This window comes from Candidatus Neptunochlamydia vexilliferae, from assembly GCF_015356785.1.
GTDB lineage: Bacteria > Chlamydiota > Chlamydiia > Chlamydiales > Simkaniaceae > Neptunichlamydia > Neptunichlamydia vexilliferae.
The window spans coordinates 1-15,089 of the sequence record NZ_JAAEJV010000012.1 but is presented as its reverse complement, the minus strand read 5'-3'; the positions used below and the strand labels follow the sequence as shown (position 1 = coordinate 15,089).

General features: G+C 46.1%; 19 protein-coding genes and 1 tRNA gene. 11 read left to right on the top strand and 9 right to left on the bottom strand.

Annotated elements, in window-relative coordinates:
* Nucleotides 1–90: 90 nt before the first annotated feature.
* The 3 genes from NEPTK9_RS03465 to NEPTK9_RS03455 all read left to right on the top strand — a co-directional run bounded on the left by NEPTK9_RS03465 (nt 91) and on the right by NEPTK9_RS03455 (nt 1,130).
* Complete coding sequence (locus NEPTK9_RS03465) at nt 91–504, top strand: hypothetical protein (protein ID WP_194847436.1); 414 nt, start codon at nt 91–93, stop codon at nt 502–504.
* 92 nt (nt 505–596) lie between these two features.
* Nucleotides 597–842, top strand: a complete 246-nt coding sequence (locus tag NEPTK9_RS03460; protein ID WP_194847435.1) for a hypothetical protein — start codon at nt 597–599, stop codon at nt 840–842.
* Nucleotides 843–1,130, top strand: a complete 288-nt coding sequence (locus NEPTK9_RS03455; protein WP_228547006.1) for a type II toxin-antitoxin system RelE/ParE family toxin — start codon at nt 843–845, stop codon at nt 1,128–1,130. It begins immediately after the preceding gene.
* A 23-nt stretch (nt 1,131–1,153) separates the two neighbouring features.
* Here the strand turns inward: NEPTK9_RS03455 and NEPTK9_RS03450 are convergent, their stop codons facing one another.
* The 8 genes from NEPTK9_RS03450 to NEPTK9_RS03415 form a co-directional block, all read right to left on the bottom strand.
* Complete coding sequence (locus NEPTK9_RS03450; RefSeq protein ID WP_194847434.1) at nt 1,154–1,738, bottom strand: peroxiredoxin; 585 nt, start codon at nt 1,736–1,738, stop codon at nt 1,154–1,156.
* Between the two features lie 42 nt (nt 1,739–1,780).
* Entirely contained in the window at nt 1,781–2,410 is a 630-nt protein-coding gene (locus NEPTK9_RS03445) for an MBL fold metallo-hydrolase (RefSeq protein ID WP_194847433.1), read from the bottom strand.
* A gap of 162 nt (nt 2,411–2,572) precedes the next feature.
* Nucleotides 2,573–2,646: transfer RNA gene (locus NEPTK9_RS03440), tRNA-Arg, on the bottom strand.
* A gap of 98 nt (nt 2,647–2,744) precedes the next feature.
* Nucleotides 2,745–3,581 carry a hypothetical protein gene (locus NEPTK9_RS03435; protein WP_194847432.1) on the bottom strand — a complete coding sequence of 279 codons (837 nt, stop codon included), beginning with the start codon at nt 3,579–3,581 and terminating at the stop codon, nt 2,745–2,747.
* A 121-nt stretch (nt 3,582–3,702) separates the two neighbouring features.
* Entirely contained in the window at nt 3,703–4,041 is a 339-nt protein-coding gene (locus tag NEPTK9_RS03430) for a hypothetical protein (protein WP_194847431.1), read from the bottom strand.
* Between the two features lie 90 nt (nt 4,042–4,131).
* On the bottom strand, nt 4,132–4,404 hold the full coding sequence (locus NEPTK9_RS03425) for a DUF4160 domain-containing protein (protein ID WP_194847430.1): 273 nt from the start codon (nt 4,402–4,404) through the stop codon (nt 4,132–4,134).
* A 27-nt stretch (nt 4,405–4,431) separates the two neighbouring features.
* On the bottom strand, nt 4,432–4,707 hold the full coding sequence (locus NEPTK9_RS03420) for a DUF2442 domain-containing protein (protein WP_194847429.1): 276 nt from the start codon (nt 4,705–4,707) through the stop codon (nt 4,432–4,434).
* Between the two features lie 9 nt (nt 4,708–4,716).
* Nucleotides 4,717–4,986, bottom strand: coding sequence for a DUF4160 domain-containing protein (locus tag NEPTK9_RS03415; protein ID WP_194847428.1), 270 nt, complete (start codon nt 4,984–4,986; stop codon nt 4,717–4,719).
* Nucleotides 4,987–5,046: 60 nt separating this feature from the next.
* Between NEPTK9_RS03415 and NEPTK9_RS03410 the strand changes: the two genes are divergently transcribed.
* From NEPTK9_RS03410 to NEPTK9_RS03385, 6 genes are all read left to right on the top strand, one after another.
* Nucleotides 5,047–6,384: an amino acid permease gene (locus NEPTK9_RS03410; protein ID WP_228547005.1), complete on the top strand. Its 1,338-nt coding sequence runs from the start codon at nt 5,047–5,049 to the stop codon at nt 6,382–6,384.
* On the top strand, nt 6,371–7,603 hold the full coding sequence (locus NEPTK9_RS03405) for an HD domain-containing protein (RefSeq protein WP_194847427.1): 1,233 nt from the start codon (nt 6,371–6,373) through the stop codon (nt 7,601–7,603). Before NEPTK9_RS03410 ends, NEPTK9_RS03405 begins: the two co-directional genes overlap by 14 nt.
* Entirely contained in the window at nt 7,600–8,832 is a 1,233-nt protein-coding gene (locus NEPTK9_RS03400) for a M48 family metallopeptidase (protein ID WP_194847426.1), read from the top strand. Before NEPTK9_RS03405 ends, NEPTK9_RS03400 begins: the two co-directional genes overlap by 4 nt.
* Nucleotides 8,829–10,079, top strand: a complete 1,251-nt coding sequence (locus tag NEPTK9_RS03395) for an Npt1/Npt2 family nucleotide transporter (RefSeq protein ID WP_194847425.1) — start codon at nt 8,829–8,831, stop codon at nt 10,077–10,079. The genes NEPTK9_RS03400 and NEPTK9_RS03395 overlap by 4 nt, the downstream gene beginning before the upstream one ends.
* Nucleotides 10,076–11,779 (top strand): NAD-dependent malic enzyme, encoded by a 1,704-nt coding sequence (locus tag NEPTK9_RS03390; RefSeq protein WP_194847424.1) that lies wholly within the window; start codon nt 10,076–10,078, stop codon nt 11,777–11,779. Before NEPTK9_RS03395 ends, NEPTK9_RS03390 begins: the two co-directional genes overlap by 4 nt.
* A 68-nt stretch (nt 11,780–11,847) precedes the next feature.
* Entirely contained in the window at nt 11,848–12,141 is a 294-nt protein-coding gene (locus tag NEPTK9_RS03385) for a hypothetical protein (protein ID WP_194847423.1), read from the top strand.
* 320 nt (nt 12,142–12,461) lie between these two features.
* Here the strand turns inward: NEPTK9_RS03385 and NEPTK9_RS03380 are convergent, their stop codons facing one another.
* Entirely contained in the window at nt 12,462–13,247 is a 786-nt protein-coding gene (locus tag NEPTK9_RS03380) for a sulfite exporter TauE/SafE family protein (protein ID WP_194847422.1), read from the bottom strand.
* A 162-nt stretch (nt 13,248–13,409) separates the two neighbouring features.
* Between NEPTK9_RS03380 and NEPTK9_RS03375 the strand changes: the two genes are divergently transcribed.
* Together NEPTK9_RS03375 and NEPTK9_RS09840 are read left to right on the top strand one after the other, a co-directional pair.
* Nucleotides 13,410–14,399 (top strand): nucleoside hydrolase, encoded by a 990-nt coding sequence (locus NEPTK9_RS03375; protein WP_194847421.1) that lies wholly within the window; start codon nt 13,410–13,412, stop codon nt 14,397–14,399.
* Nucleotides 14,400–14,791: 392 nt separating this feature from the next.
* Nucleotides 14,792–14,920, top strand: a complete 129-nt coding sequence (locus NEPTK9_RS09840; RefSeq protein WP_267239224.1) for a hypothetical protein — start codon at nt 14,792–14,794, stop codon at nt 14,918–14,920.
* Nucleotides 14,921–15,089: the final 169 nt, after the last annotated feature.

The following is a 15,089-nucleotide window of genomic DNA, read 5'->3' as shown; positions in this document are numbered from 1 at the left end:
ATGATGATTCAGTTTACTCCAAAGACAAAATTACTTCAATATTTTTCTGGCTTTAAATTACAAAAGAACGCTATGGAAATCTATTGAGGTATGACAAAGTTATCCAGACAAACAATTGCTCTTTTTGGTGAAGCTGAAAAGGGGGAGATCGGCACCCCCCTTTTTATGAAATCGATCACGCATTTAAGTGAAACGCTCGGTCATCCCCCTTACGAAAGCCGGGGGATTTTCTTTGCCGTTCAGTTCCTTCTTTATGAGCAAGAGGTGATCTTTATTCGGGTCAAAGAAGAGGGGTTTAGCACCAAGGATTATCTAAAAGGGATGAACCACCTCTTGAGTAAAAAAGAGGTGGTCCACCTCACCGCCGTTTGCCTTCCCGGCGTGGGCGATGCGCGGATCATCGATGCAGTCCACCCCGTCACCGATGCTCACGGTGCTCTTGTCGTCACCACCGAGAAAGATCTCTACGACTATCTCACCTCGATGCAACTCCCCAATCTTTAGAAAGACAAGCTGATAACAGCAAACGACTTAGAATTCATTATTTCAGTAAATCAGCAATTATGTTATAATTAGATGTAACAAGGAGACAGAAAATGTCAGCTAGACAAGAAACAACTCGACTAACGGTCGATCTTCCTAATAGAGCACATAAACGGGTAAAAACCGTTTCTGCGCTATTAGGAATTACAATTTCGGACTTTGTTAGAGAAAGTATTGAAGAAAAACTCAATAAGAAACCCAATGCCCTTACAAAAAAAGTCCTTCACGATACCGATGAAAAACGTCATTTAAAAAAATTCAAAAATACAAAAGAGCTCTTTGAAGATCTGGGAATCTAAATGCTAGAAATTATCCGAACGACTCAATTCAAAAGAGACGTTAAAAGGTTGATAAAGCAACGAAAAAAACTAGAGAAACTAAAACAGGTGATCAATAAACTTGTTGAAGAAGAACCTCTTCCAACAAAACTTCGAAACCATAAGCTTTCAGGAAACTATAGAGGACGTTGGGAATGTCATATTGAACCTGATTGGCTGCTTATTTATAAGCTCGAAAAAAAACGATTACTCTGGAACGAACCGGTTCTCACTCAGAACTGTTTGACTAAAGAACTGCTTTCTAATTAGAAAGCAGTTCTTTTAACTGAGGGCTAACCAAAGTAAGCAGTCAACCCTTCTTGGTTAGGCGTCATCGACTTTTCCCCTTTTTGCCAGTTGGCGGGACAAACCTCTCCATTTTCCTCATGGAAAATAAGGGCGTCGAGGAGGCGAAGGGCCTCATCCACCGAGCGGCCTAAGGGAAGATCGTTAACCAGCTGGTGGCGGATGACCCCTTCCTTGTCGATGAGGAAGAGTCCGCGGAAGGCCACCCCCGCTTCTTCGTTGAGGACATGGTAGTCGCGAGCGATGTTTTTATTCAGATCAGCAACGAGAGGGTAAGTCACCCCTTCAATGCCCCCGCGGTTTTTTGGGGTATTGACCCATGCCAAGTGTGAAAAAGCGCTGTCGACCGAACAGCCGATCACCTGCGCTCCTCGCGCTTCAAACTCTTTTAGTTTTGCTTGAAAAGCATGAAGCTCTGTCGGGCAAACAAAGGTGAAGTCAAGGGGATAGAAAAAGAAAACAACATATTTTCCAGAGAAAAGATCGAGTGAAAAGTCTTCGTTGATCTTCCCATTTGCGACCGCTGCCGCTTTAAAGTTTGGGGCTTTTTTTCCAATAAGTAGTGTATTCATAAATACCTCCGTGTATGGCGGCATTATACACAACCGAAGAGTTTAACTAAACATTTCTCGCGCTTTTGGAAGCCAATCTTCATCCCCAATGGTCGTAGCGGGTCCATGCCCCGAATAGACCACCGTCTCAGGGGGAAGTTTTGCTAGTTTGTCTAGGGAGGTCCACATTGCTGAAGGGGTTGCCTTCGGTAAAGAAAGATTTCCAATCGACCCTTTAAAAAGGGTATCCCCCGCAAATAAAATTTTCTCTTTCTCCAGATAAAAACAGACGCCGCCTGGCGTGTGGCCCGGCGTTTCAATAACGCGGAGCTGAAGGTGGCCCACATCAATCACCTGCCCCTCTTTTAGCTCAAACTCAGCGACGCTCCCCTCAATCAGAAACATCAGCGGAAGGCCATCGCTTCCAGGTTTTTCGACATTGCCCCGATCGGCAGGGTGGACATAGACAGGGATCCCAAAGTTCCCCTTAACTTTCTTTAGGTCACCGATATGGTCCCAGTGGGAGTGAGTGAGCAAAACCGCCTCCATCTTAATGGCTGCTGCTCCATCAAGAAGCTTTTCATAACTCCCCGGCGACGGATCGATAAAAACTCCTTTACGGGTCTCCGAACAGGCGAGGATGTAGGCATTGGTTTCAAAAGGTCCTGAGGGAAAACATTCAATGATGGGCATGGTGGCTCCTCTATTCAGCCAGTCTTTCTAAAGCGTTCCCATATTTTTCTTGGAACTGTTTTAGGTGTCTTTTATCGAGTCTTCTAAAGTAGATTCTTCGCAGAAATGGAATGTATTGAATAAATTTTTTCAAACGGATCACATGTTCACCACAGAAAGAAATACACCGGAGAGGACTTGAACCTCTGACCTCCTGGTTCGTAGCCAGGCACTCTATCCAGCTGAGCTACCGGTGCACACTGTATGATGCCTACATTACAAGACACCTTGGCTTTTTTCGCAAGGAAAAACTCAGTTATGGGTGTGATTGAAACCCGTACTCTATGGAACTTGCTTAAGCAGCTTCTTCCCATAGCTCCTCCCAAAAGCCGTTTGCACGTAGGGTTCTAAGTTGGGCCATATCATCGGCATTTTCAGCTAACCACCATGCTCCAGGTATTTTTAACCTTTTTTGTATTAGGGATCTATTGGTGCTTTCTATTAACCCCGAACCAATAGGTAAATCTTTTTCTATTGCTTCTTTATATTTAAATTGGCCTGGGCGATTTTTAATATACTTTAGGCATTTCATAATACCTTCGTGTTTTGGGTTTAGCTTTTGTCGTCTTTTCAGCCTTTTTGCTACCTTCTGGATTTCCCCTAACCTGATCTCTTGTTGTGATCTCTTCAGCATAAGCGCTTTTTTACTATCTCCTTCAAAGGCATCGCTGAGATACTCGGAAAGATGATAAAAGTCTATTAAGTGCCCATATCGACTTCCTCCAATACGTTCTCCCTGTTCTATAGTCCAAAGCGCCCCATCCGCAAGACCATGAATATTAGGGATAAAACTCCCCACTAATCCATGCATTTGAATAATTAGCCTGTCCCCTAAAGCATCAGCTCCTTCCATTGAACAGGCAAACTTAGGCTCCACACATTTAGGATCTTGAATAGCTCCAACCTTGATTTCCTTCCATTGCAGTGTCTTTGCTTTTCTCCTGTCTTTAGAGTCTTCATATTCAACAGTAGGGACCATGACTCCATCCATTTCTAGATTCACTAAATCTGAGCCAGTCTCCAATGAGGTTTTCCTCTCTTTACTCAAAATCTTTTTTGATTTTTGCGCATTTCTTAGAGTCATTTCCCTGATAGCACTAACAGAAACTTCCACTCCATGATGCTCTAACATCCGGTCTCCTGCCTGCCTAAAAGACGATTCTGCTGACATATCTACAGTTAAACGGCTTAGTCGTTTCGAGTAACCTAAGTGCCTCACTCCAGTGTTTTTAGTGAATGGAACAATTCTTCTATTAGGGGCTTTCTTTTTTTTGAAAAGAAAGCCCTGTGTCACCAGCTTTATATCTCCAAGGGACGTGTGCCAGCAAATTTTTTTTTTCGTGAGGGCGAACTTCTCCTTCTGCGACTGCTTGAGACTCTGCTTCACGGCTTTTCTTTTCTGCCCACTTCTCCAGCATCATTACTCCGGCTTTCTGTATAACTCCAACAACCGCTTCTTCTGCATCGTCACCTGAGTTCAGATTTCCTTCTTTATTCTCGATTGTGTCAACCATTTCTAAAACACAATTTAAGATGCTCTCATCACTTTTTATAGCCCTAACGGCTTTTTCGAGTTTATCTTCATTTTCCATGTTATCAAATCCTCTATTGGGTATCATTTTGTCAATTTAATACTTAATTTGACGAAATGACAAAAAAACCTCTACAAAAATTTCACTTTTTTATAGAGTACGGATTTTAATCACACCCCGTTGTGGGGTCTCTCCTTGTTCCATTCGCTCCCATTCTCTTAGAACTTTAAGTCTATTTTTCTTTAACCAATCTTGAGCGATCCTACGAGCTGGCCTAGGGAGGCGGCCTTGGATAATCTCTCCTGTTTTAATGTCCATACTAGCTTCATATTCTCCATATTTAACATGCACATGTGGAGGGGGATGCTCCCTGCCAGTATAGATAACAAAAAAAATTCCATGGACAATATCGATGATAGGCATAAGCAGTTCTCCTCAGGATCAAGTCGGTCAGTCGTTAGTTAGACTTTCTAAAATTTCCTTTCTAAGTTCAGCGGGGTTAACATCTACTTCATATCCTGTTTCTCCCCAAGCAACGGTATGGGTAAATGGATCAATGCGGGCTTTACTAAAATCTTCTTCGCTTTTCCATACTCTTTTGAAGGCGGGCTTCTGCCTAAGACCTCCAAGATTCACTATCCCCTCAAGTCCATCTTGAAAACGAACCCAGATGTGGTAGTTTGGGCTTGGCTGGCAGCTAATAATGCGTTCGTTTGACGAATTCATAACACCCTCTTATTCAACAAATGGAGCAATAGGCTCTGGTTTCTTGTTTTCTAATAAAAGCTTCCAGTTATGAGTCAGCTCTTCGCGATGTTTAGGGAGCCATTCTTTTATGATATCCTGGCCAATTTCTCCAAGACTACCTTCATACATCTCGTCCGATGAAATATTAAATTTAGAAATTTCACCCTCATAAAGAACTTGAATATGGGGAGTCTTATCGGAAGGGTCTAACAGCATTAAAATAGTCATCCCATAAAATTCGGAAACTACGTTCGACATTCACACCTCTTCTATTTAGGCCAATAAAAATAGGTTAATTTTTACTTGAGGTTAAAGTCAATGAAAAATAGACTGATGCACATGAAAAAACAATTAGGTATTTGGATGCTCACCGCCCTTGTGGTGGGCAATATGATCGGCTCGGGGGTCTTCCTTCTCCCAGCCTCACTGGCAAGTTTTGGAAGCATCACCGTCTTTAGCTGGGTGGCCACAGCGATTGGGGCGATCCTCCTTGCGATGGTCTTTGCAAAACTGAGCACCCTCTTCCCCAAGACGGGAGGGCCCTACCTCTACTGCAAAGAGGGGTTTGGCAACTTCATTGGCTTCCAGGTCGCCTACAATTATTGGATCTACATGTGGGTCGGCAATGCAGCGATTGCGGTCGCTTTTACCGGCTATTTGGCCACCTTTTGGCCAGCGGTTGCCCATAGCAATCTCTTAGCTTTTTGCATGGCGGCTGGGATCGTTTGGTTTTTTACGATCGTCAATATCATTGGTGTTCACCTGGCAGGCCGTTTTCAGCTCATTCTGACCATTTTAAAATTTGTTCCGCTCCTACTCATTGCCTTTATTGGGATCTTTTTTGTCGATGGGCACAACCTTGCCTACTTTAATGTGAGTGGAAAGTCGAACTTTTCCGCCCTTTCTGGGGGAGCGATGCTCACACTTTGGGCCTTTTTGGGACTGGAGTCAGCTTCGATCCCCGCAGACAATGTGAGAAATCCGGAAAAAACGATTCCCCGAGCAACCATTTTAGGAACGACGCTGACCGCTCTTGTCTACATTGTCAGCACGGTGGCGATTATGGGGGTCATTCCGATGCCGCAGCTTCAAGAATCGACTGCCCCTTTTGCCGACCTGGCAGGACGGATATTCGGTGGCTGGGGCATGTATGTAATGGGAGCAGCAGCGATCATCTCTTGCGCCGGTGCTCTCAACGGGTGGATCCTCTTGCAAGGGCAGATCCCGATGGCAGCGGCCCGTGACCGCCTCTTCCCGAAAAAGTTCACCCACCTCTCTAAAGGGGGAGCGCCGATCTTTGGAATTTTGCTCTCGTCGGTGCTAATTACTCTGGTCCTGATCCTCAACTTTAATAAGAACCTCGTCGACCAGTTTACCTTCATCATTTCCTTGGCAACATTGGCAGCGCTGATCGCTTACCTTTATAGTTCGGTTGCCGAGTTTGTTATTTACCTCAAATACCCCGAGAAAAAAGAGACGAAAACGGTCATTAAGACACTTACCATCTCAGGCCTTGCTTTCCTCTATGCCTTTTGGGCAACGGTGAGCGCTGGGCAAGAGATCGTTTTCTACGGGGCCCTACTCATGTTTACGAGCATCCCCATTTATGGGTGGATGGAATGGAAAAAACACCTGGAGTCCCATGAAAATTTATGATCCTGTTCACCGCTTTATCCACCTCGATAAGCTCGAAAGTATGCTCATTCACACCCCTCCCTTTCAGCGCCTTCACTATATCCACCAGTTAGGGGTGACCTTCTTCGTCTATCCTGGGGCAACCCACCGCCGTTTTGAGCACTCTTTAGGAGTGATGGAGCTGGCGACGCGGATCTACGATCAGATCACCTTCGAAGAGCTTCCGAAAGTTTTAGAGGGGTTGGTTCCTAAGTGTGGAAGCGACGAGCATCGCTATTGGCGGCGGGTTGTGAGACTCGCGGCCCTGTGCCACGACCTGGGTCACCTTCCCTTTAGCCATGTGGCAGAACACCGCCTCCTCGGCAAAGGAGGACATGAGGTGTGGACCCAAAAGATCATGGAAAGTGCGTTCCTATCTCCTGTTTGGGAAGCTTTTGCAAAAGAGGCGCCTGGCCATGATGTGAAGCAAGATGTGATGAAAGTCGCCCTTGGCGAAAAGAAGTTTGGAAAGGAATTCACCCCATGGGAGCGGGTTGTTACAGAGATCATCACAGGGGACTTTTTTGGATCGGATCGTATCGATTACTTGCTGCGCGACTCGCAGTGCACAGGTCTTGCTTATGGCCTCTTCGACTACCATCAGCTGATCGAAATGCTCAAAATCATCCTCACCCCTGAAGGAAACCTCGTCCTCGGCGTCGAGGAAAATGGGGTCGAGTCGTGTGAAGCGCTTCTTTTGGCGCGCCACTACATGCACAAGCGTCTTTACCAGTATTCAAGTGTCAAATCGTATAGTTACCACTTAGCCCGCTTTATGGAGACGATTTACTACGATCTGGGCGAAGATTTAGAGCGGTACGTTTCGATGACCGATAATGAGGTCCTCGCTGAGCTCAATGTTGCCTCGCGCGATGAAAATCATCCCGGCCACTTCGATGCAAAATGTCTCTACATCCGCAACTACCGCTTCCGCGCGATTGCTCTCTCGGCTCCTCCAGAAGAAGAGGAGCTCCGCGCCCTTAACATCCCTGAAGATGAAATTGCCTGGGAGCTTACCCCTGTAGGAAAGAAAACGATCGGCCTCAATGTCCCTGTTTTAAGGCAAGATGGAACGATCGACGTTGGGGAAAACCTTTCAGAGATCTCTGTCCCTCCCAAAGAGCGGAGCTGGGTTTACGTTGCTCCTCAGTATGAGGCAGAAATTAGGAAAAAACTGAGCCATGTGGATGCGTTGCGATGAAAAAATTGATCCTTTTTTTACTCTTTGCGGTATGCGGATTTGCTGCGGAGTGTGACTTTACACCGGTAGCGGTTCCAGAATCCACTCCTGAGGCAGTTTCCTTCTACAAGTCTGGAAATATTCTTTGGGCTATCCAGCTTCTTTGGAGTTTAGCCATCCCTGCCCTCATCCTCTTTAGTGGTTTTGGGGTGAGGTTGCGCAATTTTTGCCAAAGGATCACCGGGATATGGCTGTGGAAAACGGCTCTTTTTGCCCTCTTTTTCCTTTTGATTGTCACTGTCCTAACCCTCCCTCTCGATTTTTATACCAGCTACATCCGCCCCCACTCCTATGGCCTTTCTAACCAGCCCCTCGGCCGCTGGCTCCAGCACTACCTAATTGGAACGGGGATGTCGACAGGGGTCGGGATCATCCTTGTTTGGATCCTCTATGGAGTGATCCGGGTCAGCCCCAAGCGATGGTGGCTCTATTTTGGCCTGTTAAGCTTTCCTATGACCCTTTTCTTTGTTTTGATTTATCCCTTATGGGTCTCCCCCCTTTTTAATCAGTTTGGACCGATGCAGGACAAGCAACTTGAGCAAAAAATCTTGCACCTTGCCTACCGCGCTGGGATTGAGGGGAGTCGCGTCTACGAGGTCAATAAAAGTACTGATACGAAAGCAATCAATGCCTACGTCACAGGGATCGGAACCAGCAAGCGGATTGTGATCTGGGATACCGCGATCAAAGGGTTAAGTGAGGACGAGCTTCTTTTTGTCATGGGGCATGAGATGGGCCACTATGTGCTTCACCATATTTGGTGGGGGATCGCCATCCAAACAGCTCTATCTATTGCCATCCTTTCCCTTGTTTACATAACAGGCAATCGCTATGTCCGCAAGTTAGGGGGTTGGAACGATATTGCTTCGCTTCCTCTCATTATCCTTCTCTATACGTTTTACTCTTTTCTCCTCTCACCCATCTCGAACCTCGCCTCGCAAAAAAAAGAGCACGATGCCGACACCTTCGGCCTTGAGCTTACCCACCTCAATGAGGCGGCAGCAACCGGCTTCGTCAAGCTGCAGTACAACAACCTTGGCTATCCCTGGCCGGGTAAGCTCTATATGCTTTTCCGCGCCTCCCACCCCTCGATCGGCTCCCGCATCACCTACTTCAACACCTACCACCCCTGGTGCGAAGGGAAGAAGGGGAAGTATGAAAAGCGCTTTCATGCTATAATAGGTGAATGAAAGTTAAAAATTGGATTCGACAGCTTCATGGGGAAAAGCTCTTCCTCCTTTTTGCGATGCTCTCTGGCTTTTTTATCACCGCCGAGTATGCAATTACTAAGCCAACGAGTAACTCGATTTTTCTGGCTCACTATAATGTGAGCCTTTACCCTTATGCGTGGCTTCTTACCATCCCTCTGAACCTTCTGGTCGTCACCTTCTATAACCGCTTTTTGGAGCGGTTTGGCTGCTTTCGGATGTTCCTGATCACCGTCTTCGCCACGATGGGGATCAATGGGATCTGTGGCCTCTTCGTGAGAGAACACCCCTCGCTCGCTTTCCTCCTCTACATCTGGAAAGATATCTATGTGATGCTCATGTTCCAACAGCTCTGGTCGGTCATCCACACCAAAACATCGCTGAATAAGGCCAAGTACCTCTATGGAATTTTGTTTGGAGTGAGTGGGATTGGGGCGATCTTTGGAAGCATTGTTCCGGGCTTTTTTGCCGTGAAGATGGGTTCAGAGCACCTTCTTTTCCTAACCGTTCCTCTCTATCTTTTATTCATTGGGGCTTACTACGCCATGCTACGGCGGAGCGGGGGAGGGCTCTCTGCAACTAAAGAGCGGACACGGGGAGGTCTCCAGCTTATTAAAAGCTCAAAAGCACTGAAGTTTATCCTCATAATTGTGGTTTTAATGCAGCTGTCAACCACCATTATGGACTACCAGTTTAGCTCCTTTTTGCAGGAGCGATTCCCGGTTCAGGATCTCCGAACAGAATTCTATGGGCGCCTCTGGGGGCTCATCAACGCTTTTAAGCTCTGCCTCCAGTTTTTTGCCACCTTTCTCTTGGTCCAGTTTTTAGGGTTTAGACGGAGCCACTTTGTCGTACCGGGAGTTTTATTTGGAAATGCGATCCTTACCATTTTTAACCCGAGCTTTGCCTTTATTACCTATAGCTTTAGCGTCATCAAAACCTTCGATTACTCGGTCTTTAATATCTTAAAAGAGATGCTCTACGTCCCTCTTAAAACCGAAGAAAAATTTAAGGCCAAGGCGGTTATCGATGTCTTTGCCTATCGCTCTGCCAAGGGGCTTGCCTCTTTATTTGTGATTGGGATGGGAGCCCTTTCTGCCGACAAACTCCCTTATGCCTACTCGTGGGGTCCCTTTGCTTTATTTGCAATTTGGCTTGCAGTGGCCTTTTTGTACTTCCAAAAGAAAGAGACTTTGGATACACTTGATGGATCAAGGAGAAGAGCATGACAGAAATAAAGCGTAGATTTGAAAACGGAGAAGAGGTTGTTGAAATCGGCTTAGAGGCAAGTGATATCCTCCATGACCCCGTCCTCAATAAAGGAACCGCCTTTACCGAAGAGGAAAGGCACGAACTCGGTCTTCACGGCCTTCTTCCCTTCCACACCTCAACCCTCGAAGAGCAACTGAAAAGAGCCTATGGCAAATTCCAGAAAAAAGAGACCGATATTGGGCGGTATGCCTTCTTAGCATCCCTTCAAAACCGGAATGAAACCCTTTTTTACGCCCTTTGCTCTGAGCATCCCGAAGAAATGCTCCCTTACATCTATACGCCAACAGTGGGAGATGCCTCTCTAAACTACAGCAACATCTACACCGAAAATAGGGGAGTTTATATCTCCTATCCCCATAAAGAGCGGATCGAAGAGATTGTCAATAACATCCCGCGCGATCGGGTCGATGTGATCGTGGTCACCGATGGGGCCCGCATCTTAGGGCTAGGCGATCTCGGCATGGGAGGGATGGCAATTCCTGTGGGAAAACTCGCCCTTTACTCTCTTTTTGGAGGCGTTCACCCCGCCTATACCCTTCCGATTACCCTTGACGTTGGCACAAACAATCAAAACCTTTTAAACGATCCCCTCTATCTCGGTTGGCGCCATGAGCGGCTGAGCGGCCCTGACTATGACGCTTTTGTTGAAGCGTTTGTTCAAGCGGTGACCAAGCGGTTCCCCAACGTCCTGATTCAATGGGAAGACTTTGCAAAAGACCAGGCCCAACCCCTCCTTGACCGCTACCGAGAAAAGGTTTGCTGCTTTAACGATGATATCCAAGGAACGGCAGGCGTGGTCGTTGCAGGCCTACTCGCAGCGATCAAAGGGATGAATGGCGATATTAAAGAGCAACGGATTGTCCTTTTCGGAGCAGGTTCTGCCGGTATCGGGATTGCTGAGCTCCTGACCCAAGCGATGATGCTCGAAGGGGCCTCCAGAGAAGAGGCCAAAGAAAAGATCTTCGTCATGGGAAGAAATGGTCTTGCCCATACGGGTTCAGAAGGGCTCGATGATCTCAAAAAGCGGTTTGCCCAAAAAGAGGAAGCGATCGAGAAGTGGGGAGTTAAGGATATGCAACATATTCCTCTTCTTGAAACGATCCAGCATGCCAAGCCGACGATCCTGATTGGGACCTCCACACAACCGGGGACCTTTAACGAAGAGATTGTCACCGAAATGAAAAAGCATGTCGCCCGTCCGATTATCTTCCCTCTATCTAACCCCACCTCCCGCTCAGAAGCCCATCCAAAGGACCTTCTAAAGTGGACCCAAGGACAGGCGCTGATCGCTACTGGTAGTCCCTATAAGCCGATCGAACATGAGGGGAAGACCTATGTGATCGGGCAGTGCAATAACGTTTTTATCTTCCCCGGCGTGGGCCTTGGAGTAATCGCTGTAGGAGCTACCCGTGTCACCGATGCAATGTTCCTTAAAGCAGCGGATGTCTTAAGTAAGTATGCCCCTGTTCTAAACAATCCGTATGCTTCCCTTTTCCCCCGCTTAACCGAACTGCGGGCGATCTCTTTAGATGTCGCCATCGCTGTCGCTAAGCAAGCAGTGGAAGAAGGTGTCTGTCAGAGCCCACCAGCCGATCTTGAAAAAGCGGTGCGTGAGGCGATGTGGGAACCGAAGTACGCCCGCTATAAAAAGAAATAATTACACTCAAAACCAATTCTTGAATTTTTTTGAGTTTACTTTTTAAGAGTTAAAATGAGGTTTAAAAAATGAGTAGCATAAACGCAATAAATTTAAGAAAAAATATTGATAATATACTAAATTTTAATGATTTAAAAAATTTAGGACTAAAAAACCGTGTTCGTATTGACCACAACCTTTATCCTGAAGACCGTCAGAAGCTTATAGACTTATTCACCAGTCAGGTTATACTTCAATTAAAGTTGAGCGATTCAGCCGAGAAAGAGAAAACGTTGATCTCCAATCGTGTTGCTGACTGGATTGATTCGAATTGTACTATGCAAGAGGATACTTCAGGTTTTGCAGACCCTGCCCCCATATAGAAAATATTCGGAAAATTATGGTCTTGGTGGACTCAAGATACAGCAAAATAAGCCGCGTTGCTAGGTCTTCAGGGATCTTTCCAAAAACTTGCGATTTTTTTGCCTCAAAAATAGCACCTGACTATTTACATTCGGCAAAAAAATCGCAAGTTTCAAGAAAACCTCCTCTGAATTCCTTAGCCCTAAATTTCGAGAGCAGAACCTAGTGCTCTGTCAACCCTAAAATTGAGAGTAGATTAGTTGAGATTTTTTCGGCTGACAAAGTGTGGAGATCGAACATAAAATTAGACAGAGCAATAGACATGTAGAATCGGTGTAAGCTATAGAATCATTGAGAGTCCAATAACAACAAGGGCGACCCCAAAGATCTTCTTTAGAACTCCCGCGGGAAGACGGTGCGCTAGCTTTACCCCAAGAGGGGCAAAGCAAAGGGCAAAGACCGCCACAAGAAAGAATGCGGGGAGGTAGATGTAGCCCATGCTATAAGAGGTCTCAGGAGCATTAAACCCTAAGAAGAGATAGTAGATGGCTCCAAAGGTGGTGATGCAGAAGCTGAGCGCTGAGGCCGTTCCAATCGCTTTTTTCAAGGGAACTTTAAAGTGGTGGAGGATCGGAACATTTAAGATCCCCCCTCCGATACCAAGCATTGTTGAGAAGGTGGCTACCCCAAAGCCGATTCCACTAAGGGCCCAGAAAGGGGGAAGGTTTGCTGTATCGACATAGTGCTCTTTTTTAGGAATGAGGAAGCGGATCCCTACGAGACATTCAAAAGCCCCAAACAAGATTTCGAGGAATTGACTCGAGAGCATCCGAGCAATAGTCACACCTAAAAGAGCCCCAACAGCAATTCCAAGAAGCATCGGTTTAACCGCAGCAAAGAGAACCCCTTTTTTTCTTTTATGGGAGTAGCTTGCCGATAGGGTATTAAAGACCATTGCAGAAAGGGAGGTTCCAATCGCCAGGTGCATCAGCATCGATGGAGCAATATCGGCGCGGGAAAAGATAAAAAGGAGACAAGGGATGGTGACAAGCCCTCCTCCAATGCCGAGAAGACCGGCAAGAGTCCCTGCTAAGACCCCTGTAATGGCAAAGCCTATGAGTTGCATCAACATTCCCTAATCATAACCTAATTTTTTTTTGCTTGCAAAAACAAATCGCAATCGTTTATCACAGTATGGAAGATAAATAAAATGTAAAGAACGTTGAAACTGCACCCTTTTTTCTTTAGCCTGGTAGCTCTCTTTACGTGTCATCTTGGACACTGCAAGGTGACCTCGGACCTCTCCCATCCTATCCCGATGATTGTCGACACCGATGTCGACCTTGATGATATGGTCGCAATTCTCTACCTTCTTAAGTCGCCCCGCGGAAACATCAAAGCAATCACCGTCGTTGGTGGGGGAATGTCTCGGTGGGAATATGGAGCCAAAAACATCTCCAACCTTTTGGAGCTTGCTGGCCGATCTCATGTTCCCGTTGCCTATGGGGCCAAAAAATCGCTCAGCCCCGCGGGGAGCTTTCCAAAAGAGTGGCGCGATGAGGCCGATGCCGTGCGGGGGATTAAGCTCCCACAAAACCCGGTCCAACCGGTCCGCGTCTCTGCAAGTGACCTCATGGTCGATCTCATTATGAATAGCCCCAATAAAATCTCCCTTTTCTGCATGGGGCCGCTGACAAATCTCGCTATCGCCATGGAAAAAACCCCAGCCATTAAAGAGAATATCGACCATCTCTACATTATGGGAGGGGTTATTGTCCCACCAGGAAATATTGAGGGGCGTCCTCAAGGCTTCCGAAACACCACTGCGGAATATAACATTTTCCTCGATGCTAAGGCAGCCTCTGATGTTTTTAACTCAGGAGTTCCCATTACACTCATTCCTTTTGATGTGACAGAACAGGTGCCGATTACCAAAGCCTTTTTCGACCGCCTGTCGAAAGACCGAAAAACTCCTTCTGCTAACTTTGTCTATGAAGCGATCAAGCCCTTTAGCAAGATGCATGCACGGTTTAAGGACTACTTCCTAGATTCTTTAGCAGCAGTTGTCATCACCCATCCTGAAATTGCCACCTACCGCACCTTGAACCTGACGATTAACATGCGAAAAGGGCCCGAGTATGGACGGCTCATGATGACGAAGAAGGGTGTGCCGATTAACGTTTGCACCGAAGTCGACACCGATGCCTTTTACAAAATCTTCCTCGAAACGCTCAATCTTCCCGAAAACATCAAGCAAAATCACACCGAATCACACTAGTGATTCGCAGAGGTTTTCAAAAAGTTTCACAAAAAGGTTTGCTAAAATAACTCCTATCATGTAAAGTTTGTATTAATATTTACTAAAGCAGAGGTAAAGAACTTCTGCCTAAGGGTCGGTCAAGAAGTAAATGCTATAATTTGAATCAGCGAGACGCAGCAAAATTGAGCTGAATGAGGAGTATCATTCCCAATAGGGAAGGGCGACGAAGAAGCTTAATTTGGCAAAGTCGCAGCCAGTCAACTTGTAGTATTTACTTCTTGACAGACCCTAAAGATCCATACCTCAATCCATGAAGAGGGCCACCTGTAAAAGGGTGGCTTTCTTTATTTATTGACAAAAACAGTTGGCCCGGATAATTTGAAGTTGAATTGCAGATTTGCCAGGTTATTATGTATAAGAGATTTATAGAAGAAGAGCTCCAAGGATTAGCCCAAGGGTACCCTGTTGTCACAGTGGTAGGCCCTAGACAATCAGGAAAAACAACGGTTGTGCGCCACACCTTTCCAGATAAGCCTTAGGAGCTGGGCAAAAATAACTTATACATTTCTGCAACCATAACATCTTCATCTGCTTTGTTGCAACTCCTTGTGTTTTGCGTCAACTATTTTTGCCGGTTAGCGACAATTATCTTTGCCGCTTTACCTCTCTCAGATTAACTGCGTAATTTCTGTATAATCTGTTCCTGTT

Coding starts and splice junctions, on each gene's coding strand:
- NEPTK9_RS03465 (WP_194847436.1), top strand. CDS start 91: ATGACAAAGTTATCCAGACAAACAATTGCTCTTTTTGGTGAAGCTGAA.
- NEPTK9_RS03460 (WP_194847435.1), top strand. CDS start 597: ATGTCAGCTAGACAAGAAACAACTCGACTAACGGTCGATCTTCCTAAT.
- NEPTK9_RS03455 (WP_228547006.1), top strand. CDS start 843: ATGCTAGAAATTATCCGAACGACTCAATTCAAAAGAGACGTTAAAAGG.
- NEPTK9_RS03450 (WP_194847434.1), bottom strand. CDS start 1,738: ATGAATACACTACTTATTGGAAAAAAAGCCCCAAACTTTAAAGCGGCA.
- NEPTK9_RS03445 (WP_194847433.1), bottom strand. CDS start 2,410: ATGCCCATCATTGAATGTTTTCCCTCAGGACCTTTTGAAACCAATGCC.
- NEPTK9_RS03435 (WP_194847432.1), bottom strand. CDS start 3,581: ATGTTAGAGCATCATGGAGTGGAAGTTTCTGTTAGTGCTATCAGGGAA.
- NEPTK9_RS03430 (WP_194847431.1), bottom strand. CDS start 4,041: ATGGAAAATGAAGATAAACTCGAAAAAGCCGTTAGGGCTATAAAAAGT.
- NEPTK9_RS03425 (WP_194847430.1), bottom strand. CDS start 4,404: ATGCCTATCATCGATATTGTCCATGGAATTTTTTTTGTTATCTATACT.
- NEPTK9_RS03420 (WP_194847429.1), bottom strand. CDS start 4,707: ATGAATTCGTCAAACGAACGCATTATTAGCTGCCAGCCAAGCCCAAAC.
- NEPTK9_RS03415 (WP_194847428.1), bottom strand. CDS start 4,986: ATGTCGAACGTAGTTTCCGAATTTTATGGGATGACTATTTTAATGCTG.
- NEPTK9_RS03410 (WP_228547005.1), top strand. CDS start 5,047: ATGAAAAATAGACTGATGCACATGAAAAAACAATTAGGTATTTGGATG.
- NEPTK9_RS03405 (WP_194847427.1), top strand. CDS start 6,371: ATGAAAATTTATGATCCTGTTCACCGCTTTATCCACCTCGATAAGCTC.
- NEPTK9_RS03400 (WP_194847426.1), top strand. CDS start 7,600: ATGAAAAAATTGATCCTTTTTTTACTCTTTGCGGTATGCGGATTTGCT.
- NEPTK9_RS03395 (WP_194847425.1), top strand. CDS start 8,829: ATGAAAGTTAAAAATTGGATTCGACAGCTTCATGGGGAAAAGCTCTTC.
- NEPTK9_RS03390 (WP_194847424.1), top strand. CDS start 10,076: ATGACAGAAATAAAGCGTAGATTTGAAAACGGAGAAGAGGTTGTTGAA.
- NEPTK9_RS03385 (WP_194847423.1), top strand. CDS start 11,848: ATGAGTAGCATAAACGCAATAAATTTAAGAAAAAATATTGATAATATA.
- NEPTK9_RS03380 (WP_194847422.1), bottom strand. CDS start 13,247: ATGCAACTCATAGGCTTTGCCATTACAGGGGTCTTAGCAGGGACTCTT.
- NEPTK9_RS09840 (WP_267239224.1), top strand. CDS start 14,792: ATGTATAAGAGATTTATAGAAGAAGAGCTCCAAGGATTAGCCCAAGGG.